General features: G+C 70.1%; 21 protein-coding genes. 10 read left to right on the top strand and 11 right to left on the bottom strand.

Going from position 1 to position 21891, the window contains the following annotated elements:
• Positions 1-90: 90 nt before the first annotated feature.
• The 5 genes from ACFXN1_RS16550 to serS all read right to left on the bottom strand — a co-directional run bounded on the left by ACFXN1_RS16550 (position 91) and on the right by serS (position 6660).
• Positions 91-744: a MauE/DoxX family redox-associated membrane protein gene (locus ACFXN1_RS16550; RefSeq protein ID WP_379438051.1), complete on the bottom strand. Its 654-nt coding sequence runs from the start codon at positions 742-744 to the stop codon at positions 91-93.
• A 56-nt stretch (positions 745-800) separates the two neighbouring features.
• Positions 801-1733 (bottom strand): DMT family transporter, encoded by a 933-nt coding sequence (locus ACFXN1_RS16545; RefSeq protein WP_379438134.1) that lies wholly within the window; start codon positions 1731-1733, stop codon positions 801-803.
• A 183-nt stretch (positions 1734-1916) separates the two neighbouring features.
• Positions 1917-3287, bottom strand: coding sequence for an MFS transporter (locus ACFXN1_RS16540; RefSeq protein ID WP_379438053.1), 1371 nt, complete (start codon positions 3285-3287; stop codon positions 1917-1919).
• A 169-nt stretch (positions 3288-3456) separates the two neighbouring features.
• Positions 3457-5325: a putative bifunctional diguanylate cyclase/phosphodiesterase gene (locus ACFXN1_RS16535; protein ID WP_379438054.1), complete on the bottom strand. Its 1869-nt coding sequence runs from the start codon at positions 5323-5325 to the stop codon at positions 3457-3459.
• 75 nt (positions 5326-5400) lie between these two features.
• Positions 5401-6660, bottom strand: coding sequence for a serine--tRNA ligase (gene serS / locus ACFXN1_RS16530; protein ID WP_379438056.1), 1260 nt, complete (start codon positions 6658-6660; stop codon positions 5401-5403).
• A 270-nt stretch (positions 6661-6930) separates the two neighbouring features.
• Between serS and ACFXN1_RS16525 the strand changes: the two genes are divergently transcribed.
• The 6 genes from ACFXN1_RS16525 (at position 6931) to ACFXN1_RS16500 (ending at position 12542) form a co-directional block, all read left to right on the top strand.
• The gene (locus tag ACFXN1_RS16525) at positions 6931-8520 is read left to right on the top strand and encodes a GMC family oxidoreductase (protein WP_379438057.1); all 1590 of its coding nucleotides are present in this window, start codon (positions 6931-6933) and stop codon (positions 8518-8520) included.
• A 199-nt stretch (positions 8521-8719) separates the two neighbouring features.
• A complete protein-coding gene (locus ACFXN1_RS16520) occupies positions 8720-9766 on the top strand; it encodes a septum formation family protein (RefSeq protein ID WP_379438135.1) in 1047 nt (348 codons plus the stop codon).
• A gap of 19 nt (positions 9767-9785) precedes the next feature.
• Positions 9786-10139: a metallopeptidase family protein gene (locus ACFXN1_RS16515; protein ID WP_379438059.1), complete on the top strand. Its 354-nt coding sequence runs from the start codon at positions 9786-9788 to the stop codon at positions 10137-10139.
• Between the two features lie 80 nt (positions 10140-10219).
• A complete protein-coding gene (locus tag ACFXN1_RS16510) occupies positions 10220-10531 on the top strand; it encodes a PE domain-containing protein (RefSeq protein ID WP_379438060.1) in 312 nt (103 codons plus the stop codon).
• Positions 10532-10545: 14 nt separating this feature from the next.
• Positions 10546-11730, top strand: a complete 1185-nt coding sequence (locus ACFXN1_RS16505) for a PPE domain-containing protein (RefSeq protein WP_379438062.1) — start codon at positions 10546-10548, stop codon at positions 11728-11730.
• The gene (locus tag ACFXN1_RS16500) at positions 11727-12542 is read left to right on the top strand and encodes an ESX secretion-associated protein EspG (protein WP_379438064.1); all 816 of its coding nucleotides are present in this window, start codon (positions 11727-11729) and stop codon (positions 12540-12542) included. Before ACFXN1_RS16505 ends, ACFXN1_RS16500 begins: the two co-directional genes overlap by 4 nt.
• Here ACFXN1_RS16500 and ACFXN1_RS16495 read toward each other — a convergent pair.
• The 3 genes from ACFXN1_RS16495 to ACFXN1_RS16485 form a co-directional block, all read right to left on the bottom strand.
• Positions 12539-13201 carry a histidine phosphatase family protein gene (locus tag ACFXN1_RS16495; protein WP_379438065.1) on the bottom strand — a complete coding sequence of 221 codons (663 nt, stop codon included), beginning with the start codon at positions 13199-13201 and terminating at the stop codon, positions 12539-12541. The genes ACFXN1_RS16500 and ACFXN1_RS16495 overlap by 4 nt on opposite strands.
• A complete protein-coding gene (gene pheA, locus ACFXN1_RS16490) occupies positions 13198-14115 on the bottom strand; it encodes a prephenate dehydratase (RefSeq protein ID WP_379393039.1) in 918 nt (305 codons plus the stop codon). Before pheA ends, ACFXN1_RS16495 begins: the two co-directional genes overlap by 4 nt.
• An 84-nt stretch (positions 14116-14199) precedes the next feature.
• The gene (locus ACFXN1_RS16485) at positions 14200-14619 is read right to left on the bottom strand and encodes a hypothetical protein (protein ID WP_379393037.1); all 420 of its coding nucleotides are present in this window, start codon (positions 14617-14619) and stop codon (positions 14200-14202) included.
• Positions 14620-14734: 115 nt separating this feature from the next.
• On the opposite strand from ACFXN1_RS16485, the gene ACFXN1_RS16480 reads away from it, so the two are divergent.
• The 4 genes from ACFXN1_RS16480 to ACFXN1_RS16465 all read left to right on the top strand — a co-directional run bounded on the left by ACFXN1_RS16480 (position 14735) and on the right by ACFXN1_RS16465 (position 18460).
• Entirely contained in the window at positions 14735-15505 is a 771-nt protein-coding gene (locus ACFXN1_RS16480) for a DUF2470 domain-containing protein (protein ID WP_379438067.1), read from the top strand.
• Between the two features lie 34 nt (positions 15506-15539).
• On the top strand, positions 15540-16328 hold the full coding sequence (locus tag ACFXN1_RS16475) for a CPBP family intramembrane glutamic endopeptidase (protein WP_379438069.1): 789 nt from the start codon (positions 15540-15542) through the stop codon (positions 16326-16328).
• A 50-nt stretch (positions 16329-16378) separates the two neighbouring features.
• Positions 16379-17818, top strand: a complete 1440-nt coding sequence (locus ACFXN1_RS16470; protein ID WP_379438071.1) for an LCP family protein — start codon at positions 16379-16381, stop codon at positions 17816-17818.
• 93 nt (positions 17819-17911) lie between these two features.
• Positions 17912-18460, top strand: a complete 549-nt coding sequence (locus tag ACFXN1_RS16465) for a ferritin (protein ID WP_379438073.1) — start codon at positions 17912-17914, stop codon at positions 18458-18460.
• Between the two features lie 420 nt (positions 18461-18880).
• Here the strand turns inward: ACFXN1_RS16465 and ACFXN1_RS16460 are convergent, their stop codons facing one another.
• The 3 genes from ACFXN1_RS16460 to ACFXN1_RS16450 form a co-directional block, all read right to left on the bottom strand.
• The gene (locus tag ACFXN1_RS16460; RefSeq protein ID WP_379438074.1) at positions 18881-19798 is read right to left on the bottom strand and encodes a DUF5926 family protein; all 918 of its coding nucleotides are present in this window, start codon (positions 19796-19798) and stop codon (positions 18881-18883) included.
• A 214-nt stretch (positions 19799-20012) separates the two neighbouring features.
• A complete protein-coding gene (locus ACFXN1_RS16455) occupies positions 20013-20780 on the bottom strand; it encodes a glycerophosphodiester phosphodiesterase (RefSeq protein ID WP_379438076.1) in 768 nt (255 codons plus the stop codon).
• Positions 20777-21874 carry a DUF4328 domain-containing protein gene (locus ACFXN1_RS16450; protein ID WP_379438077.1) on the bottom strand — a complete coding sequence of 366 codons (1098 nt, stop codon included), beginning with the start codon at positions 21872-21874 and terminating at the stop codon, positions 20777-20779. The genes ACFXN1_RS16455 and ACFXN1_RS16450 overlap by 4 nt, the downstream gene beginning before the upstream one ends.
• Positions 21875-21891 lie beyond the last annotated feature (17 nt).

The raw sequence follows: 21891 nt of genomic DNA, 5'->3' as shown, positions 1-21891 counted from the left end.
AATAATAGGGGACCGGGGCACGGAGAGGGGACGGGTGTTCTGTCGTCGCGGCCCGCCTCTAGCTGCCCGCCACCCCGCCACCGGCCCTGCTCAGTGCTGCGGACGCCGGAGGGAGTCCCGCGCACGCGATACCGCAGCGCGGTCTCCGGCCCGGGCGCGCGCGGTCTTCAGCACCTCGAATTCCGGCGCGGCCGCACCCGGCGGCAGCCCCTTCTCGTCCAGGCGGCGGCGCAGGGCTCGCAGCTCACCCCAGAGGGAAACCAGCACCGCACCGAATCCGGCCGCCACCCCCATCGCGACCACATGGTCCACCGGCAGGCCGCCCGGCACCTGCGGCTCCGCCAGCGTCGCCACGGCCGTCACACCGGCCAGAACGATCAGCACGATATTGCGCGCCACCGTGCCTCGCCCGATCGGGGCGGCGCTGGCGGCCCCGAAACATGAACAGACGGGGCGTTTTCCCTGGCGCAGCAGGCGCACCACCGCACCGGTGAACATTCCCAGCAGCAGTATCGCCACCAGCGCCGCACCGGCCGCGGTCCACGGCGGCAGCAGCGCCACCGCCACCACGGCCTCCACCGCCGGGAGCGCCCAGGCCACCGCGGGTATCCAGGCAAGCGGGATCCCGAACTCCCCCACCGCCTTCCGGGTTCCCGGCCCATCGGCGAGCTTTCCCCACGCCGAAAGGCCGAACACCACGGCCAGCACCAGACGCGCGACCCACACCACGTAGTCGATAGCCATGATCGCACCATCGCACACTCATGTGGACAGCGAATTACGAATCCGGGGAACAGATTTCATCCGCGCGATCGGGCGGCCACGGCGACCGCCACGAAGGTCAGCACACAGCCGATGATCGCCGACACCGAGAGCCCGACCCCGGTCGGCGCCACCACGTCCAGCACCAGGGATGCCAGCAGCTGGCCCGCCACCGAGGTCAGGCCCAGCAGCAGCACCCCGATCCAGCGGACCACCAGCACTGCCAGCGCCACGAACGAAATGCCGATCAGGCCACCGAGATACAGCCACGGTTCGCTCGGCAGCGACCCGAGACCACCGCGCCGGACCAGCACGCCCGCCTCGATGACCACCAGCGCCGCCGTGCCGGTCGCGAAGTTGACCAGCGTCGCCGACAGCGGCCCGCCGACCGCACCCACCCGGCCGTTCACCGCCTGCTGCCAAGCCACCAGCAGGCCGGCGACCAGCGGTAACGCCACCAGCAGCATCGAGGCCGTCGAATGCCCGGCGACCGGGCCGGTGCCGCTCCGGCCGAGCACCGCGAGCAGCACGGCGACCAGCCCGAGCACCGCCGCACCGATCCGCCCGGTCGTCACCGGCGTCGGTCCGCCCGGGCCCCACCCCAGCCGATCCACCACCAGGCTGCTCACCAACTGCCCGGCCACCGCGGCCACCGTGAACGCCGTCACCCCGATGGTCGCCACCGTGAGCCCCTGACACGCAACGAAATACGCGCCCGACAGCCCACCCAGCAGCTGCCACCATCGCAACTCCCCGGTACCGAGCGCGGCCCGCACCCGCCCGACCCCCGCACGCAAGCGCCCGCTGCCCGCGAACACGACGGCCAGGATCAGCAGTCCACTCCCGAAACTGATGGTGGCCGCCGCAATCCCATCGCCCAGCCGCTGCCCCAGCTCCCCATTGATCCGCGCCTGCAGGGCCACGGCCGCGCCGATGGACCCCCCGAACCCCAACCCCGCCCACTGCCGCATCGCCACCGCCCGATTGTCCCCGCCTTCCCCGGCACAGAGCCGGCCGACCGGATCATGTCGCGCGTCGCTCCGACACACCGCACCGCACTGAACTCGGATCCCGTTCCGGCACAGGACGACCCGCAACCACGGTCGGGCGCTACCCCGAGCGTCCGATGACCTCCGCCGCCCTGCCGCTCCGGATCAGAGCTGCTCCGAATCTCGTGCAGCAGGCCCCGGCACCAGATCCGAGCCCGCTGCCTCCCGGGGCAGCCAGGTGGGGACCAGGGCCGCGGCCAGTAGCAGCGGCACCCCCAGCAGGGCGACCATGACCGGCAAGGGCAGCCAGGTCGTGGCCACCGCGGCGAAAACGAAGACCAGCAGGGCGATCACCTCGGTGGCGAAGCCGGACACCGAGGTCACGGTCGCACGGGCCGGGCCCGAGATGGCGTCCTGCAGGCGGGCCGAGGCGATGACATCGGCGTTGTAGTCGATGCCGTAGGCGATGCCCACCGCCGAAAAGCCCACGGCCGTCAGCACATACAGGGCTCGCGGGTGGCCGGCGGCACTGCCCGCCAGCAGTGCACCACCGATGAACAGGACACCCGCTACGGCCAGCGCCGACGCCATCACGCGGGCGGATATGCCCTCGGTGCGGCCCGCCGATGTCGCGCCGGCCAGGGCTCCGGCTACCGTGACACCCACCAGGATCGCGGCCAGGGACGGCCCGGCGCCGGCGTGGTCGGCCAGCAGGGCGAAGTATTCGTCGAACGCGGTGATGCCGTTCAGCAGCGCCACCAGGATGACCCCGCGCCGAATCACCCGGACCCGCAGGGCCTCTCGCATACCCGCCCGCAGCATGGCCAGGTAGCCGCTGGATTCCGATGCGGCTGTGCGGGTTTCGGACGAGAGATCATGGTCATCGGCTCGCACGCTGTCCGGCTCCTGCTCGGCCACACCGCCAGCTGTTTCCTCGGCATCGTTACCCGGGGCCTCGACACCACCGTCCGTGTCTTCGAGATCCTCGACGTGTGCCGCGGACACCGCCTTCGGTGCGGTCGGCAGCAGGGCCGCGGTGGCGGTATGCACGGCGGCGATCGCGACGCTGGACCAGGCGACCAGCGCGTAGCCGCCCCACGCGTAGAGCGGGGCCGCCACCAGAATGCCCGCCAGCGCCGCCGATTCGGTGGCGGCGCGGACATAGCCCATCAGCCGCGGGTATTCAGCGGTCGCGGCACGGGCGTGCAGGTCGTCGTAGATCAGCGCCTCGAAGGTGCCCGAGCGGAGCGCGCCCGAAGTACCCCAGAGCACGAAGCCGACGGCGAATCCGAGGTAGGAGGGGTACAGCGTCCACACCGCGAAGCCCGCCGCCAGCAGCGCGCCCGACAGCACGAGCAGGCCGCGCCGCGAGACCGTGTCGGCCCAGGCGCCGGAAGGAATCTCCAGCAGGAACGAGGTCGCGGACCAGATGGCGAACAGCGACGAGATCTGCGCCGCGTTCAGGCCGTGGTCGGCGAACAACAGCGCGTAGATCGCGTAGAGCGGGATCAGGTCCGCCGTGACGGCGAACAGCATCGCCCGCAGCGTCAGTGCGCGTATCGAGTGGGTTGGTACCCGTATCGAGTGGGTTGGTACCCGTATCGAGTGGGTCGGTGCGCGCGTCGAACCCACGCGCTCGGCGTGAGCCCGGGGCAGCGCACTACGGAGTACGAATCAACAGGCGTAGATGAGCAGCCGCATGAGATCAACCCTGCGCGCCGGGCGCTCCACCGTCAAGCGGATTGTCCAGCGGTATCCAGCCATTGGTGGACGGCTCGCCCTCCGACACCGCCGCGCCGACCAGACCGTGCCGGTCATTGAGGTCGTTGATGAGCTCGGACACCGGGTGCGAATCGCTGTAGTGGTAGCCCTGGGCCAGCGCGAAACCGAGCTCGGTCAGCACGGCGGCCTGGTATTCGGTCTCCACGCCCTCGGCGATGACCTGCAGGTCCAGCGACTTGCTCAGCGCCGCGATCACGCCCAGCAGCGGCGGCGCGGGGGAATCCGACTGGATCGACGCCACGAAGGACTGGTCCACCTTGAGGATGTCCGACGGCAGCGTGGCCAGCCTGCTGAGCGAGGAGTAGCCGGTGCCGAAATCATCGATGGCGATGCGGACACCGAACTCGCGCAGCTTGTGCAGGTTCGCGATGGCCGTCTCGGATTCGGCGGCCAGCTCGCTCTCGGTCACCTCGAGCACCAGTTGCTCGGCGGGCCAGCCGGTTTCCGCGAGGATGCCGGAAACCCGGTCGGCGTACTCGGTCTCGGCCAGCTCCAGCCCGCTCACATTGACGTTCAGGGTCAGATCCAGCTGGGCGAAGGTCTCCTGCAACCGGGCGGCATCCGCGCAGGCCCGCCGCAGCACCAGCTCGTCCAGATCGGAGATGAGGTCGTATTCCTCGGCGACCCGGATCAGCCCCTCGGTGGTCACATCGGGCTGCGCGTGAGAAGACCAGCGCAGCAGGGCTTCCACGCCGACCGCGCGCGTCGCGCCGTCGGTGAGACTCACGATCGGCTGGTACTGCACGTCCAGGGTGCCGCGATCGATGGCCTCCCGCAGCTCCACCGCCAGCGGCAGCTGCCGCGAGGACTCCAGCACGGTGCGATTGCGGCCCGCCTGCTTGGCCCGGTACAGGCCCACATCCGCACGCGACACCAGCAGCGACCCGGATTCGCCCGGCTGCCAGGACGTCACACCCGCGGAACAGCCGGTGGTGACGGCCGCGCGCAGCTCCTCGGTCAGCAGGATCGCGGCCTGCTCGGTGGTCCCGGGCAGCAGCAGCGCGAACGCGTCACCGCCATAGCGGGCCAGCCGCTGCTCCGGCGCAAGCAGTTTCGACCAGGAGTCGGCCACCCGCTGCAGCACGGCGTCACCGGCCCGGTGCCCGAGGTGATCGTTGATCTTCTGGAAGCGGTCCAGGTCCACCAGCACCAGGGCCAGGCCCTGGCCGGTGCGGGTGGCGTGCGAGATGGCATTGCTCAGCGCCCGATCGAAACCACGCCGGTTCAGCAGCCCGGTCAGCACATCGATATCGGCGTCCGACGCCATGCGCGTCAAAATGCCGACCACGATGCCGATTCCGAACGTGATACCCGCCGGAATGATGCCCGACCACCACGGCAACCCACGCGACGGCACCACCCACAGACAGCAGACGATGGCGAACGCTATGTGCCCGCCCAGCCAGCGCCAGGAGAAGAAGATGGCGGCATCACAGGCGACGAACACATAGAACGCCGCCAGACTGATCGCGCCGACCGTATTCGGAAACCAGTGCACCGCAACGGTCACCAGCACGGTCGCGGTCGCCACATACGCGTGATGCACCGAATGCGGCAGCCGCGGACCCCAGATCAGCAGACTGATACCCAGCAGCAGCGCCACGAACGCCGCCGCACCCACCAGCGGCCGATTGCCCTCGTCACCCGGAGCGACCGCAGTCAGAACCAGGCCCAGGACCCCGCCCATGACGTAGAACGCCCCGGTGGTCCGAGCCATGACCATTGCCGTCGCCAGCGCCGACGCCGCCCGTACCCGGGTCCGGGTATCGCCGCGGGACCCGATTCCTCGCACGCTGCCTAGCCTAGACACAAGCCCTGCCACCAGTAGACACAACCGGCGGAATAAGGCACGCCGAGTAGCGAATATTCAGCGAGGTACCAGCACTTCGGTGCCGACGAAAGGCACCAGCGCAGCGGGCACCCGCACCGACCCATCGGCTTGCTGATGGTTCTCCAGCAAAGCGACAATCCACCGGGTCGTGGCCAAGGTGCCGTTCAGGGTGGCGGCGATCTGCGGCTTGCCGTTCTCGTCCCGGTACCGGACACTCAGGCGACGCGCCTGGAACGTCGTGCAATTCGAGGTCGAGGTGAGCTCGCGGTAGGTCTGCTGCGTGGGAACCCAAGCCTCGCAATCGAATTTGCGGGCGGCCGAGCTGCCCAGGTCGCCGGCGGCCACATCGATGACCCGGTAGGGCACCTCGATGGCGGCGAGCATCTCCTGCTCCCAGGCCAGCAGCCGCCGGTGCTCGGCGTCGGCCTGGTCCGGGGTGGTGTAGACGAACATCTCCACCTTGTCGAACTGGTGCACGCGGATGATGCCGCGGGTGTCCTTGCCGTAGCTGCCCGCCTCCCGGCGGAAACACGACGACCAGCCGGCATAGCGCTTGGCGCCCCCGCTCAGATCCAGGATCTCGCCCGAGTGGTAGCCCGCCAGCGGCACCTCCGAGGTGCCGACCAGGTACAGGTCGTCGTCCTCCAGGTGGTAGACCTCGGCGGAGTGCTGACCCAGGAACCCGGTGCCCTGCATGATCTCCGGGCGCACCAGCACCGGCGGGATCATCATGGTGAACCCGTTGGCCACCGCCTTCTGCGCGGCCAGCTGCAGCAGGCCCAGCTGCAGCAGCGCGCCGTTGCCGGTGAGGAAGTAGAAGCGTGAGCCCGACACCTTCGCGCCGCGCTCCATGTCGATCAGGCCCAGCGACTCACCCAGGTCCAGGTGATCCTTGGGCTCGAAATCGAACTCGCGCGGCGTGCCGATGGTGTCGAGCACGATGTAGTCGTCCTCGCCGCCGGCGGGCGCGCCCTCCTGCACCACATTCGACAGCGCGCGCTGGGCGGCGTCGAGGTCGGCGTCCGCGGCGGTCTCGGCGGCCTCGGCCTCCTTCACCTTCGCCGACAGTTCCTGACCCAGCTGCAGCAGCGCCGGACGCTCGTCCGGGGAAGCCTTGCCGACCTTCTTGCCCAGGGCCTTCTGCTCGGCGCGCAGATTGTCGGCCGTCGCGACCGCGGCGCGACGGGCGGCATCCGCCTCGAGCAGGGCATCCACCAGGGAGGGGTCCTCACCGCGAGCGCGCTGCGACGCACGGACCACATCCGGGTTTTCCCGCAGGAATCGAAGGTCGATCATGGCCATTGAGCCTAGTTTGATTGCCTCCGCTTCGCTCCGGCGGGTTCGCGGCCCTGCAAGCTCGATTCTTCCCTCCTCCGCTCCTCCGCTTCGCTCCCCCGCTCCAAGCGCGGGGAGGCGGAGCGCAGTCCAGAATCGAGCCGGGCCGCGAACCTCGAGTTGATCCGACCCATCCGGCCCACCACCGGGGGATTTGCACCCTAGGGTTAGCGGCATGGGACGGCAGGGAGCCCGGCAGCGGCTCCGCCGTGGTCTTTCCGAGGAGTCAGCATGCCCCAATACACCCCGCACACCGCCGATTTCGTGGTCGTCGGAGCCGGATCCGCGGGGGCCGCAGTGGCCGCGAAACTGAGCGAGCGACCCGGCGTCAGCGTCGTGGTCCTGGAGGCCGGCGGCGAGGACAGCGACAAATTCGCCCACATTCCCGCAGCGTTCAACCAGCTGTTCCAGGGCCCCAACGACTGGAACTACCGCACCGAACCCCAGCCCGAGCTCAGCAATCGGCGCGTCTACTGGCCGCGCGGCAAGATGCTCGGCGGCTCCTCCTCCATGAACGCCATGATGTGGGTGCGCGGCTTCGCCGCCGACTACGACGAATGGGCCCGCTACGCCGGACCGAGCTGGTCCTTCGAGCAGGTGCTCCCCATCTTCCAGCGCATGGAAGCCGTCGAGGAGGCGGGCGAGCCCGGTGAAGGCCGCAAGGGACCACTGCACATCTCCCGCCAGCGCAGCCCGCGCCCGCTCACCCACACCTACCTGCAGGCCGCCGCCGAAGCCGGATACCCGGTGGAACGCGCGAATCAGGATCGGCCACAGGGCTTCTCGCAGACCATGGTGACCCAGAAGCGCGGCGCGCGCTGGAGTACCGCCGACGCCTACCTGCGGCCGGCACGCCAGCAGGGACGCAACATCACCGTCGTCACCGACGCGCACGTCACCCGGGTGCTGTTCGAGGGCAAGCGCGCCACCGGGGTGGAATTCCGGATCGGCGGCGAGACCAAGCAGATCACCGCCAAGCGCGAGATCATCCTGTCCGGCGGCGCCATCAACAGCCCGCAACTGCTCATGCTCTCCGGCATCGGCGACGGCGACCGGTTGCAGGAGCTGGAAATCCCCGTCGTGCAGCACCTGCCCGAGGTCGGGCGTGGCCTGCGCGACCACCTGGCCGCGCCCATCATCTACCGCACCGGCGGAGGCAGCCTCTACGGCGCCGACAAGAACCTGCTCGAGCTCGCCAACTACCTGGTGCTGCGGCGCGGGCAGCTGACCTCGAACATCGGTGAGGCCTACGGGTTCGTGCGCAGCCGCGAGGATCTCGACCTGCCCGACCTGGAACTCATCTTCGCGCCCGCGCCGTATATCGCCGAGGGACTGGGCGATCCGGACGGGCACGCGCTCACCTTCGCCGCCGTGCTGCTCAAGCCGGAATCCATCGGCAGCGTCACCCTCACCTCCCCGGACCCGTTCACCCCGCCGCGCATCAACCCGCGCTACTGCGCCGAGCCCGCCGACCGCGCTGCCCTGCTCGCCGGTCTGCGCATCTGTACCGAACTGGCGAACCAGCCGGCGCTGAAGGAGCACATCGGCGAGCTCATGCAGCCGGCCGTGCCCTCCGACACCCCGATGGAGGAGGTGCTGCGGCGCTGCCTCGAGGACCACTCGCACACGCTGTACCACCCGGTCGGCACCTGTGCCATGAGCCGCGACGAATCCAGCGTGGTGGATCCGGAACTGCGGGTGCGCGGCATCGACGGCCTGCGCGTGGCCGACACCTCGGTCATGCCGGTGATCACCCGCGGCCACACCCACGCCCCGGCGGTCATGATCGGCGAGAAGGCGGCGGACCTGATCCTGTCGTGAGGATCCGTACCGCACGCTGAACGCCGCAATAACAGCCCGCGAACCCGCCGGAGCGAAGCGGAGGCAATTAAGCTCAGTCGCGATGCCTGAGCAAAAGATGCCTTCGCAGTGGCCCGCGCCTCCGTCCTCGCAGCGCCCCGGGCCGCCGAACCGTCGGAAACCGACGGCGCTGGATCGTTTGCTGACGCCGTTCCGCGCCATGGAATCCAAGCTGGACCAGAACGGTCCGCTCTCGGCGTCGACGGTCCGGTGGGGGCTGCTGGCCATGGCGGTCGGCGTCACCCTGGCCGTGCTCATCACCATGTTCGTCTCCAACGGCTTCGACTCCAATCGCGTGAAGGCGCACGCGCCGGGGGCCGCCCAGCCCACCGGCGCGGTCGCGGGCGCGGCCTTCGGCACCGCCCGGGAAGGCGACTGCCTGACCTGGTCCAAGGCCAATGCAGGCGACCTCACCAAGGTCGACTGCGGCGGCAAGCACCTGTTCGAGGTCACCGCGGACATCGACCTGAGCAAGTACCCGGGCAAGGAGTTCGGCCCCGGCTCCCGCTTCCCGGACTCGCTGCGCTTCTCCGAGCTGCGCGACGAGCACTGCGTCAGCGCCGCCCAGGAATACCTCGGCGGCCGCCTGGACCCGCGCGGCAAATTCGTTGTCGGCCTGATCAATCCGGGTGAGGCGGGCTGGAGGGCGGGCGAGCGGACGCTGCGCTGCGGCCTGCAGGTCTCCGGCAGCCAGGGCCTCGCCACCAAGCCCATCACCGGCAGTGTGCGCGACATCAACCAGTCCAAGGTCTACGACATCGGCACCTGCATCGGCATCAAGTCCAACCTGCCCACCGATCCGGTCGACTGCACCCAGCCGCACGCCTTCGAGATCGTCTCCACCGTGGACCTGGCCACCCACTTCAACGGCGGCCCGCCCTCGAGGGACGACCAGGACAAGTTCATGGAGGACGAGTGCGCCAAGGACGCCGGCGACTACCTCGGCGCCCCCGACGCACTGCGCAACAAGACGCTCACCCTGTTCTGGGACGCGCTCGACACCCGCAGCTGGCTGGCCGGTTCCCGCAGCCTCAACTGCATGGTCGGCAAGGGCGCCGATCAGGAGGGCTTCGCCACCATCACCGGATCGGCCAAGGGCGACATCCAGATCGACGGCCAGGCGCCCGTGCCGCCACCCAACAACGGCCGCTACACCCCGCCGCCGCTGCCCGGCGCGGCCCCGCCGGTCATCCCCCAGCCACGGTGATGCGGCGGAAGCTGTAGGCATGCCCGTCTTCATGTCCGACGACCGCTTCGAGGAATTGGTCGGCGACGCCCTCGATCTGATTCCGCGAGAGTTGTCACAGGCGATCGACAATGTGGTGGTGCTCATCGAGCCGCGCAGCGACGAGGACCCCCACCTGCTCGGTCTGTACCACGGCATCGCCCTCACCGACCGGGACTACAGCCACTACGGGGGCGCGCTGCCGGACACCATCACCATCTATCGCGAGGCCATCCTCGGGATGTGTCACAGCGAAGAAGAGGTGGTCGAGGAGGTGGCGATCACCGTGATTCACGAGATAGCGCACTATTTCGGGATCGACGACGAGCGCCTGCATCAGCTGGGCTGGGGCTGACCAGCGGCATCGGGAACCGGTCGGCGAACCTCCGCGTCCAATCCTCACAACCGGGGTGGAACGGAGAAGGGAGCCCGATCATGGTCGGCCACGTCCTGGTGGAGCCCGAGGTGATCCTCGCGGCCGCTCTGGAACTCGATCTGCTCGCCGAACGCCTCGCCGCAGCCGCGAGCGCGACGGCTCCGGCCACCCATGTGCTTCCCTCCGGCACCGAAGAGGTGTCCTTCCTCGCCGCAGCGCATTTCAACAATGCCGCGCTGACCCACGACCGCTCGGTCGCCCAGGGCATTCTCGAACTGCATCACGCCGCCGCCACCCTGCGCAGCCAGCTGGCCCAGTACCTGGCCCAGGACGCCGTGCGCGCGGCCGGTATCGCCGCGATCCAGGTGTAAAGGGGAGACGCACCATGACGCTGGGAATCACGGGGGTGTTCTGGCTGCCCCGGATGGCCGAATTCAATTCCCTCTGCCTCGATACCGGGGCGCACGCCATTCCCATCGCGGCCGCGGGCAGCGCCTGGGGCGCGCTCACCGCCTCCTGGGTGGACGCCACCACCACGGTGACGCGGGTGATGGCCGAGATCGGGGTCGGTCTCGAAGGACTGAACGGGCTCACTGTGCTGGCCCGGCTGGGCGGCTTCACCGTGTGGGCCGAACAGCAGGCCGTCATGGCCGGCGTGATGGCGGGCAAGGCCGCCGCCAATGCCACCGCCTACACCGTGGCCTCCCTCGCCATGCCGAGCCTGCCGGAGATCGCGGCCGTGGAGACCGTGCGGGTCGCCGCGTATTCCAGCGGCGGCGCGCTCAACGGCACCGCGGAGGCAGCCGAGGCGGCCAAGCTGGCGCTGGACATCCGGGCCGCGCTGGTGATGGAAACCTATGAGGCCGCAACGAGTTCGATGGTGGCCACGCCCGGCCAGTTCCTGATGCCGCCGCCCATCGCCGTGGGCGCGGGCTCGGCCAATGCGGGTGGCGACGCGCTCACCACTGGCAGCGATCCGCTGCAGGCGGCGCTCGGCGCGGCCGCCGTCTTGGCGCAGAATCCGGCCGTCACCAGTGCCCTGTCGCAGGTTGCGCAGGTGGCGGGGACGGTGGTCACCAGCGGTGTGACCAGCGCGGGAAACGTTGCGAGTACAGCGATTACGGCGGTCGCCAATGCGGTGACGCAAACGCCCGGTCTCGGTACCTCAGGCCTGCCGGTCACGGCGGGCGCGGGTAACGCGGCCGCCGGCGCGGGTGGCGCGGCGCCGGCCACGCAGGCCGTATCCGTCACCGGCGGCGGCGCGTCGGTGAACATCGGAAATGGCGCGGGCACACTGAAGTTGCCCGAGGGCTGGGGCACAGGTCTCGGAAACACCGGTGGCGCACCGGCTCCCGCGGCACCGATCGCCGAACCGGTGACCGTGACCACCACCCCGGCCGCGACCACACCGGTCCGTTCGGCCGGAACCAGCCCGCTGCTCGGCACCCGGGGCAGCGACGAGGAAGAGTCGCACCGCGGCCACGACTACGGCCGCTCGGTGCAGGTGTTCGCCGACGGCCGGGTCATCGCGCCCGCGGTGATCGGCGGCGACCCACTGGCCGGCCGGTGACCGTCCTCGGGGCGGGCCACGGGCCGTCGACGCTGCGGTCGGTCACGCTGTCGCTCGACGAAATGCAGTATCTCCTGGAGACATTGGGGATCGACGAGCTACCCGTGGTGCTGGATGCCGTGGGCCGCTACGACAATGCCGCCGACCACGACACCGCCATGGCCGCGGCGGCCGCCACCCTGACCGAGCGTGAACTGCTCGACGGCGACGAGGTGCATCCGGAACTGGCCGAACGGCTGCGCGTGCTCTACCGGCCGCACTGGGTGCTGGCCGTGCGCTGGTATGTGGCGGGGCAGGTCAACCGGTGCTGTGTGGCCAAGGGCGACGACATCGAGGTGGTGGCGCTGCGCGGCCCCGGCTCCTGTGTCATCGACGCGGCCGGTCACGATCTGCCGGGCACCGTGCTGGCCGCGCTCGGCCCCGCCGATGCGCTGGAACTGTCCGGAATGAACGCGCCCACCGCGGATCTGGCTCCCGTGTTCGACGACGCGGGCGATGCCGCCACCACGGCCGCGCGACTGGCCGCGGTGGGCACACCGGCCCGCGACGCACCGATCCTCGCTTCGGCTCTGGTGCAGGTGAATTCGCATGCGGAGATCGTCGGCGTGCGCTACGGCGACGGCTCGCGCGACGTGGTGAGCACCCACCTCGCGGTGTACAACACCCGGCACGGCCGTTTTATCGCCAGCACCGGCACCGCCGCGGACGGGACGAAGTGGACGTCGCTGGCGGGCGGCACCCCGGCCCGGCTGCGCACGGCGCTGCGGGATCTCATCGAATCCCTGCCGCTGCGAACGGAATTCCCGGGCTAACCCATGGGGTCGTCGCCGCCGGCCGCGATGGCGTCGGCGAACGGTGCGGAATAGCGGCCCCAGCGGGTGCACCCCCAGGTGCCGTCCTCGAACGGCTGCAGCTCGATGGTCTCGGTATTGTCCAGGTGATTGTTGGCGGCGAAAGACCTGGGCACCCCGGTCAATTCGCGCGAGACCAGCCGCATGGCCGCGCCGTGGCTGACCACGATGACATCGTGCGCGCCCGGGCGGATCAGATAGTCGTCGCGGAGTCGCTGCAGTGCCGGGACGTAGCGGGCGAGCACGTCCTCCCCGGATTCGCCACCCGCCACCCGCACGCTCAGATCACCGAAATGCCAAGCGTGATAAACCTTCTGGAATTCCTCGTGCGCGGCCGGGGTGTTCAAACCCTCGAGGTCGCCGAGCTGTACCTCCTGCAGATCCTCCAGCACATCCAGGGTGACCCCGGTGGCGGCCTCGATGTAGCCGCCGGTCTGCCGGGCGCGCAGCGCGGCCGACGAGAACAGCCGCTGCGGCGGGACGGCCAGGTTCGCGCCGTAGCTCTTCGCCTGCGCCACACCGCGTTCGGTGAGCGGCAGTCCCGGCAGCCGGGTGTCGAGGATCTTGCCGACATTGCCCTCGGTCTCGCCGTGCCGGACCAGGATGAGTTTGCCGGTCACAGGTCGGCCACCCCCTTCTTCAGATCGGCCAGCCAGGCCGCGCCGGGTGCGTCCGGCGGCGGCGGGGTGCCGGTGGCCGCGGTGGCGGGCCAGGAGCCGAGGAATCGGATCCGGGCGGCCGTGCGGTGCAGTGCCTTCAGCGCCTCGGCGACCGCGGCGTCGTCGATGTGCCCGACGCAGTCCAGGTAGAAACGGTAGGTGCCCATGCCGGTGCGGGTGGGCCGGGATTCGATGCGGGTGAGATCGATACCGCGGGTGGCGAATTCGGCGAATGCGCGCATGAGCGAGCCGGGCTCGTTGGCCAGCTCCAGCACGATGGAGGTGCGGTCGGTTCCGGTGCGCGGCGGCGCCGGCCGCGGGGCGGTGACCAGCACGAAGCGGGTGACGGCCCGGTCGACATCGGCGACGCCGTCGGCCAGGGTGGTGAGCCCGAGGCGGGCGCCGGCCAGCGCGGTGGAGACGGCGGCATCGGCGTGCCCGGCGACGACGTCCTCGGCGGCCGCGGCATTGGAGGCGGAGGTGTACAGCTGCGCCAGTGGCATGGTGACGGCCAGCCACATGCGGACCTGCGCGGCCGCGACCGGATAGGCCGCGATCCGGCGCACCTCGTCGAGTTCGATGCCGGGGCGGCCCACGATGGTGAAGGCCACGTCCAGGTCGGTTTCCGCGATGATCTGCAGCCGCGGGCCCACGGCCAGCGCGTCCAGCGTCGGCGCGATGGAGCCCTCGACCGAGCTCTCGATCGGCACCACCGCGCCCGCGGCCTTACCGGCCCGCACCAGCTCGACGGCCGCGCCCTGGCTCGGGGCCGGGACACGCTCGACCGGTCCATCGAAGACTCCGGTGGACTCCAGTTTGGCGAGGGCCATCTCCGTGAAGGTTCCCGACGGCCCGAAGTAGGCGATACGCGGCACGGTTACGACATTACTTGCGTGCGCCCGGTCACCCCCGGCTTTGGTCAACTCCTGGGTAACTTCGCACCCCCGGGCGCGGTGGGTTCAGGCGCCCAATACGGCGAGGGCGGTGGTCACGGCCGCGACCTCGCCGGTTTCGATGGCCAGCAGCACCTCACGGAGTGCCTCGACCGCGGGCGGTTTCAGCCCGGTGAGGAACGCGATGTCCGGTGCGGCGAGCGCGCCGCGAATGTCCTCGCCGCAGAGCGCGGCCACGGTCGCCGCCACACCCGCCAGCGCGCGCTCGCCCGAGTCCGTGCGGGCCACGAAACCGCTGTCGCCGTGCACGATTCGCACCAGGAACTCCGACACCGCTTCGTCGTCGAGCGCCAGATCCAGCACCTCGACGCCCGGATCGGCGGAGACCGGGCGGACCAGCTCCTCGGTCAGTCCGCGGGCCGGGCGGGGCGGGACGGACAGGGTGAGGGCGACCGGTTCGGGCGCGGGGGACGAATCGTGCGGCACGTCTTCACGGTAGCGATCGGCGCGACACCGCCGGCGCGGCCACCCGGGAAGCCCTTGCGCACGCGACCCACGTCACTTAGCTTAGGTTTACCTAATTCAACTCCCGGAGGTGTGTATGCCACCCGCGGCCCAGGTCGTCGCACCCACTACCGCCGAACGCGTGCACACCGCCTGCGCGCACGCCGAGAACGCGGTCCTGGCCCTGCCCGGCCTCGACCCGGTGCCCACCTCCGTACACCTGCTGCGGCAGTGCGGGGACATGGTGCTGGCGGTCCCGATGAACTCCATCGCCGCCGGTCTCGTGCTCGGCTGCGGCGCGAACGGGTCCCCCGCAGTGCTCGAACTCACCGACCAGGCCCCGCTGCCGCTGCGCGAACGCGTCCGTGCCCTGGTCTGGCTGCGCGGCTGGGCGCACGCCGTGCCCGCGCACGCCCAGCGCGCGCTGGCCGGCGCGGTCGCCGCCGACCATCCGCATCCGGACCTGCTCGACGTCGGCCACACCGCCGTTCTGTTGCGGCTGGTCATCGACTCCGCGGTGGTGGCCGACACCGCCGGCGCCGACTCGGTCGACCGCGAGCAGCTGCGCGACGCCCGGCCCGATCCGTTCTGCGCGCTGGAAGCCGGTTGGCTGCAACACCTTCAGGCCGATCACCCCGATGTGGTGGATCGCCTGGCCCGCCGGGTGCCGCACGCCCTGCGCCGCGGCGCCCTCATCCATCCGCTGGCCATCGACCGCTACGGCGTCACCCTGCGCGTCGAGACCATCGAGGCCGACCACGACATCCGCATCCCGTTCGAGGCCCCGGCGCACGACATCGAATCCCTCAGCCGCGCGGTACACGCCTTGGCGGGCAACCCCTTCCACGGCGGCCTGCACCGCATCTGACGAGTTCGCCGGGCGCCCGCCTAGATTGGCGGGCATGGTTTCGGCTGATCCCGCACCCGTGTGGCCCGCGCCCGACGAATCGGGCCGGCGGGCCATCAAACTCGAGATCGCGGTGGTGCTGGTCGTCACCTTCGGGCTGAGCGGGGCCAATGCGGCACTGTCACTGCTCGAGAGCGCCCTCGCGCCCGGCGGGGTGGGCGGGCAGACCGTCGCGCTGAATGCGCCACGGGCCACCCGGTCGACCATCGACCTGCTCTTCCAGCTGCTGAGCGTGGCCCGTCTGCTCGGCTGGGCGGCGCTGGGGCTCTATCTGTTGTGGCGCAGCGGGATCGCGCCGCGGGCGATCGGACTGGCGCGGCGGCTGCGCTGGCGGGTGGACGTGCTCCCGGGACTCACGCTCACGGCCGTGATCGGGATCCCCGGGCTGGGACTGTATCTCGCGGCACACGCACTGGGTGTGAGCGTCACCATCGTGCCCAGTTCGCTCGCGCACTGGTGGCGGCTGCCGGTGCTGGTGCTGTCCGCGTGGGCGAACTCGGCGGCCGAGGAGGTGCTGGTCGTCGCCTACCTGATCTCGCGATTGCGGGCGCTGGGGTGGACGGAGAATCGATCGCTGCTGGCGTCGGCGATATTGCGCGGCAGCTACCACCTCTACCAGGGCCTGGGCGGCGGGCTCGGGAACCTGGTGATGGGTTTGATCTTCGGACGCTACTGGCAGCGCACCAACCGGCTCTGGCCGCTGCTGCTGGCGCACGCGCTCATCGACACGATCGCCTACATCGGGTACACCTTCCTGCACGGACACGTCTCCTGGCTGCCGTAATCCGATCGGAACGAGCCACCCGGGCGCCGCGGTCGGTACTGTTTTCAGTGATGAACGGCGACGACCCCCAGCACTTTGCACGGATACGCCGGGAGCCGCCGCCGGGACGCCCGGGCGAGCCCCCGGCGTACCCGCCTCGACCCGCGGCGAATCCCGGGCAATCGCAGAGACCTTCGTCTCAGCGGCCGCCCGCGGACGGCCGGTCCGTTAACGACGGCAGGCCGCGGATAGAACCAACTCAGGTGATCCGACGCCATGAATCCGGTCCGGACCTGGCCTATTCGCAGGTCCCGCCCGGGAATCCGGCCCCGCGGCAGCGGCCGCCGGGGAATCGCGTTCCGCCGCAGCACAATCGCGGGCCCGGGGACAATCGGGTGCCGCCCCCGCGGGAGCGCGCCGCCGCCATGGGTCACGCGCCGACCCAGCAGCCGGTCCCCTTCCGGGAGGAACCGCCCCGCACTCCCCCGCCACCACCGCCCGGCCGGCGCCGCGGCGGCGACGGCCGCCCGCCGCGCGGCTCCCGGCCGCGCAGGAAGCGGCACTGGTTCCGCTGGATCCTGTCGCTGCTGCTGGTGCTCCTGCTGCTGCCGATCGCGGCGGCCATCTATGTCGACACCCACCTGACCCGGATCGACGCCCTCGCGAACTATTCGGGCCGGATCGGCGACACGCCCGGGACGAATTGGCTGCTGGTGGGTTCCGACAGTCGCTCGGGACTGTCCAAGGAGCAGGAGCAGCAGCTGTCCACCGGTGACTCCTCCGATGTCGAGGGCGAGCGCACCGACACCGTCATCCTGGTGCACATCCCGAAGTCGGGGCGGCCGACGCTGGTGAGCCTGCCGCGCGACTCGTATGTGAGCATCCCGGGCGTCGGCAAGGACAAGCTCAATGCCTCCTTCGCCGCCGGCGGCGCATCGCTGCTGGTCAAGACGGTGGAGGGCGCGACCGGCGTGCACATCGACCACTATGTGCAGATCGGCTTCGGCGGCTTCGCCAATATCGTGGACGCGGTCGGCGGCATCCAGATGTGCCTGGACGCGCCCATGAAGGATCCGCTGGCCGGTGTCGACCTGCCGGCGGGCTGCCAGACGCTCAACGGACCCGAGGCGCTGGGCTTCGTGCGGTCCCGCGCCACCCCGCGCGCGGACCTGGATCGCATGCTCAACCAGCGGAAATTCCTCAGCGCCCTGCTGAAGAAGGCGGCGAGCCCGGGCACGCTGGCCAATCCGTTCCGGTCCTGGCCGCTGGTGCGGGATCTGACCTCGGCGCTGAAGGTCGACAAGGGCGCGCACATCTGGGATCTGGCGAGCCTGGGCAATGCGCTGAACAGCGATCCCATCACCACGACGGTCCCGGTCGGCGGATTCGAGGACGTGGCCGGCAGCGGCAATGTACTGCTCTGGGACAAGACGAAGGCGAGTGCTTTCTTCGACGCTCTGGCCAAGGATCAGCAGATCCCGCAGGACTTGATCACCACCGTCGGCAGCTAGGCCGAATTAGGCAATACTTGCCTCAATAAGGCTGTACTCAATAAGGCTGTACTTGGATGACACGCGGTTTGACCAGGCATTAATGTCATCCGCATGTCCACCCGAACCCAGATGAAGCGCAGCAAGTTCCAGGCCCTGCTCCAGGATCAGATCCGGAATGAATTCAATGCCGAACACCAGTACATCGCGGTGGCGATGTGGTTCGACAATGCCGATCTGCCGGTCCTGGCCAAGTATTTCTACAAGCAGGCCGTCGAAGAGCGTAACCACGCGATGATGATCGCGCAGTACCTGATCGATCACGACATCGCCGTGGAGATGCCCGGAACCGAGGCCGCTACTACGCAATTCGCGAATGCCAAGGAGCCCATCGCGCTGGCGCTCGCACAGGAGCAGGCCGTCACCGAGCAGATCATCCAGCTCGCCAGGACCGCCCGGGAAGAGGGCGACTACCAGGGCGAGCAGTTCATGCAGTGGTTCCTCAAGGAACAGGTCGAAGAAGTCGCGACCATGAATACCCTGCTCACCGTCGCCGAGCGGGCCAGCGCGAATCTTTTCGACCTGGAGAATTTCGTGCAGCGGGAAATGAGCGGTCCGAAGGATGCGTCCGGCGCGCCGCACGCCGCGGGCGGCTCACTGTAATTACTCCGTGGGCCGAAGGTAATTCGGTCCCCGGCGGTGGATTCACACAGCAGGCCCGGTCCCTTGCGCTGGACCGGGCCTGTCGCATGTGCTCGGTGCTCGTGCGATACGTACCCGCCTTTTCCTTACTTCTGCGGCACTGTGACGGTGCCGGTGGCGTTGGCGGACAATGTACCGAACAGCGACTTGACCACGGCCAGAATGGCATCCATGGTTTTTCTCCTCATCTGATATCCGGTGTGATGATCACCGAATCCCCTGAACTTCCGGGGTGAAGAGAACTTAACCGAGCGCCCGGAGCGAAACAGGCACTTTTCAGAAAAATCCCCGCAAAAAATCCGGGCCGTCCGCCGAGTGAATCCAGTTCACCGGAGAACGGCCCGAACCGTGCCGGTACCGCGGGTGCTCAGCCCGACGGTGTCAGCGCAGCGTGACCTGGCGCGACCGCAGGCCGTCGCGGGAGCGGCGCTCCTCGGAGGTCAGCGGGGCGTCCGACTGCAGCGCGGCCGCCAGCTTCGCACCGAACTCGCGGGCCGGGCCCTCCCACTCGCTCGCGTGCCGCTCCGGATCCAGGTCGAAGACCGGCACCAGCAGACCGTGGGTGCGGAACGAGCCCGCGAACCGCGAACCCTCACCCAGGTGCAGATCACCGGCCGCGTGCAGCCGCGCCAGCGCCAGCATCAGCTGGTCCTCGTCCTCCGGCCGCACCCAGCGGATGTGCGCCTTCTCGCCGGCGTCCACCCACCAGGCCGCGCCGACAGCGTCCGCGCCCAGCTCCAGGCGGGCCGACGGCATGATGGCCTGATTGGCCTGCTCGATGGTGGCGGCCACCTGCGGATCCGGGGTGACACCCGCCGGCACCCACCAGTTGAAGTCCTGGTGCACGGTCAGATCCAGGGCCGCACCCGGATCCAGCACCTCGGTGAGCCGCGGCGCGCCATCCACGGTCGCGGCGTTCAGCGACTCGCCGGGGGTTGCGGACTGGGTCCACAGCACGGCGGCGGCCAGATCCGCGGCCGGATCGGCGGACTGGAACTGCACCTGCGTGCCGACGAAACCGATCGGCTCGTCACCGGCCCGCACCAGCGCGGCAACCGCGCCCGGCAGCACGGTGGCGAGGGTGACGGCCCGCTCCGCGGCGACATTCGGCGACAGCTTCAAGGTCGCGGTCGCCGACGGCACGAACTCCCGTAGCGCCACCAGATCGCATTCTGCGGCCAAGCCCTCGAAGGGCCGCGTCACGGCCTGCGCCGCCGCCTCCTGTTCGGCGCGGCGGGCGGCCAGCTTCTGCGCCCGATTGGAGTCCGGCTTGGGACTGTTGCGCTTGCTCTTACCCATGACTGGCAAACCTACTGTGTTCGATGCCCTCCGCTTCGCTCCGGGCGGGTTCGCGGCGCTGAAAGTCTCGTTCTTCCCTCCTCCGCTCCTCCGCTTCGCTCCCCCGCTCCGTCAGTCCAGAACGAGACGCGCCGCGAACCACCTGGGATTTCCGATCCAAAGTGGTTGGCGCGGACCGCAATAGTGCGAGGTCGAGCGAACCGCGGTGCGGCGTTCAGGCGGTGGCGAGAACGGCCTTGGTGCGGGCCGGGTAGTTGGTGGCGACCCAGTCCACGCCCAGGTCGGCGCAGAGCTGGACGTCCTCGGGATCGTCGCAGGTCCAGACGTAGGTGGCGCGGCCGGCGGCGGCGGCCTTGTCGACCAGGTCCGGGTGCTCGCGGAGGGTGCGGACGGATGGGCCGATGGCGGTCGCGCCGACGGTGTGGGCGGCGCCGCCGGAGAGGTACAGGGAGGATTCGCCCAGTAGGACGGTCGGGAGCAGCGGGGCCGCGCGGCGGATCCGCCAGACCGCGGTCGCGGCGAACGACATGACCACCGCGCGTGAGTGATCCGCCGAGGCGGGTGCGCCGATGCCGTAGCGGGTGAGCTCGGTCAGCAGCGTGGTCTCCACCAGCGCCCCGTAGCGGACCGGGTGCTTGGTCTCGATGAAAAGCTTGGTGGGACGGCTCTTCCAGTCCAGCACCAGCTCGATCAGCTCGGACAGCGTGAGCACGCCCTCCGGTTCCTCCGCGGTACCGAAGTTGAGCGCCTTCAGCTCTTCGAGAGTCATCTCGCTGACCGCGCCCGATCCGTTCGAGGTGCGATCCACGGTGCGGTCGTGCACGCAGACCAGGTGGCCGTCGCGGGTCAGGCGGATATCGCATTCGACGCCGTCGGCGCCCTCCTGCAGGGCGAGATCGTAGGCGGCGAGGGTGTGTTCGGGTCGCGCCGCCGACGCCCCCCGGTGCGCGACCACGAACGGCGCACGACTGGCCCGGCTCACTTCGCCACTACCTCCTGTTGCTCCGCGGCCGGGGACGCCTCTGCGTCATCCCCGGAAGCTGCATCATCCCCGACCACTGCATCATTCCCGACCACGGCGGCGGGCGCGCGTCGCACGGGTTCGATCACCGGCCGCGCGGGCCCGGTGGCGATCACCCAGCGCCGCAGCGCCTTCGGGCGGCCCCGCAGATCCAGGCCTGCGAAGGCGTGCACCAGCCCGAGCGAGGCCACCACGACACCGGCCGCGACCAGATCGGTCCACATGCTCGCCAGCACGCCGTCGGCCTGCACCTGCAGCGAGGACGCGAACCGGTACAGGATCGCCACCAGCACCAGCACCGCATCGAGAAGCCAAACCGCCCACCAGATCCGGACCGCCCGCAGCAGCCGCGGATCCGCACCGCCCGCCGACCGCAGCCGGGCCGCCTCGGTCAGGAAGATGCCCGGCCACACCAGATTCACGATCGGCACCACACAGCCCAGCACCAGGGCGCGCAGCGACCGCGGATCCGACTCGCCCACACTCGCGTACGCGGCGCGGCGGGTTTCGGTGAGCCAGCCGACCAGCGCCACCGCCGACACCAGCGCCAGCACCAGGGCCGCCACCGCGGAAACCGTCACGGCCGCATCGGAAATCCACAGCAGCCAGGGCGGGATGAGGCGGGTGCGGTTGCGCAGCAACACGCCGTACCGGCCCAGTTCGGCCAGGGCGGAGAACACGAACACACCGGCGGTGGCCGGCAGCAGCACGGTGATGCGGTCACTCAGCGCGGCCAGCGGGCGATGCGGCGCGGCGGCCGCCACCAGGGGCCCATCCTGCAGGCCCCACTGCGGAATCCGGTGGTACCGCGGCGTCTGCAGCGGACCCGGACGCCGGACCGGCTGCGCGCCATGGGTTCTACGGCCGGGCGGGCGGGCCACCCAGCGGTAGTTGCGCCGGTCGGCGGGCGCGTCCACCGGTGCGGGCGAGAGCAGGACACCGTGGCAGCGCGGGCACCAGTGCAGCGGCTTGCCCTGTACCGCCCAGCGCGCGCCACAGCGGGCGCACGGCTGTACGACGGCGGATCGCGATCGGCCCACCTGTCCCCCGTTCATCGCTCCACCTCTCCGCG

This window comes from Nocardia sp. NPDC059154 (assembly GCF_042755705.1).
GTDB lineage: Bacteria > Actinomycetota > Actinomycetes > Mycobacteriales > Mycobacteriaceae > Nocardia.
This window is presented reverse-complemented; position numbering and strand designations above follow the sequence as displayed.

Bases quoted from the DNA above. Each gene is read 5' to 3' on its own strand.
- ACFXN1_RS16550 (WP_379438051.1), bottom strand. From the start codon at position 744: ATGGCTATCGACTACGTGGTGTGGGTCGCGCGTCTGGTGCTGGCCGTG.
- ACFXN1_RS16545 (WP_379438134.1), bottom strand. From the start codon at position 1,733: ATGCGGCAGTGGGCGGGGTTGGGGTTCGGGGGGTCCATCGGCGCGGCC.
- ACFXN1_RS16480 (WP_379438067.1), top strand. From the start codon at position 14,735: ATGCCACCCGCGGCCCAGGTCGTCGCACCCACTACCGCCGAACGCGTG.
- ACFXN1_RS16505 (WP_379438062.1), top strand. From the start codon at position 10,546: ATGACGCTGGGAATCACGGGGGTGTTCTGGCTGCCCCGGATGGCCGAA.
- ACFXN1_RS16465 (WP_379438073.1), top strand. From the start codon at position 17,912: ATGTCCACCCGAACCCAGATGAAGCGCAGCAAGTTCCAGGCCCTGCTC.
- ACFXN1_RS16520 (WP_379438135.1), top strand. From the start codon at position 8,720: ATGGAATCCAAGCTGGACCAGAACGGTCCGCTCTCGGCGTCGACGGTC.
- ACFXN1_RS16510 (WP_379438060.1), top strand. From the start codon at position 10,220: ATGGTCGGCCACGTCCTGGTGGAGCCCGAGGTGATCCTCGCGGCCGCT.
- ACFXN1_RS16470 (WP_379438071.1), top strand. From the start codon at position 16,379: ATGAACGGCGACGACCCCCAGCACTTTGCACGGATACGCCGGGAGCCG.
- ACFXN1_RS16540 (WP_379438053.1), bottom strand. From the start codon at position 3,287: ATGCTGTTCGCCGTCACGGCGGACCTGATCCCGCTCTACGCGATCTAC.
- ACFXN1_RS16460 (WP_379438074.1), bottom strand. From the start codon at position 19,798: ATGGGTAAGAGCAAGCGCAACAGTCCCAAGCCGGACTCCAATCGGGCG.
- serS (WP_379438056.1), bottom strand. From the start codon at position 6,660: ATGATCGACCTTCGATTCCTGCGGGAAAACCCGGATGTGGTCCGTGCG.
- ACFXN1_RS16450 (WP_379438077.1), bottom strand. From the start codon at position 21,874: ATGAACGGGGGACAGGTGGGCCGATCGCGATCCGCCGTCGTACAGCCG.
- ACFXN1_RS16525 (WP_379438057.1), top strand. From the start codon at position 6,931: ATGCCCCAATACACCCCGCACACCGCCGATTTCGTGGTCGTCGGAGCC.
- ACFXN1_RS16515 (WP_379438059.1), top strand. From the start codon at position 9,786: ATGCCCGTCTTCATGTCCGACGACCGCTTCGAGGAATTGGTCGGCGAC.
- ACFXN1_RS16475 (WP_379438069.1), top strand. From the start codon at position 15,540: ATGGTTTCGGCTGATCCCGCACCCGTGTGGCCCGCGCCCGACGAATCG.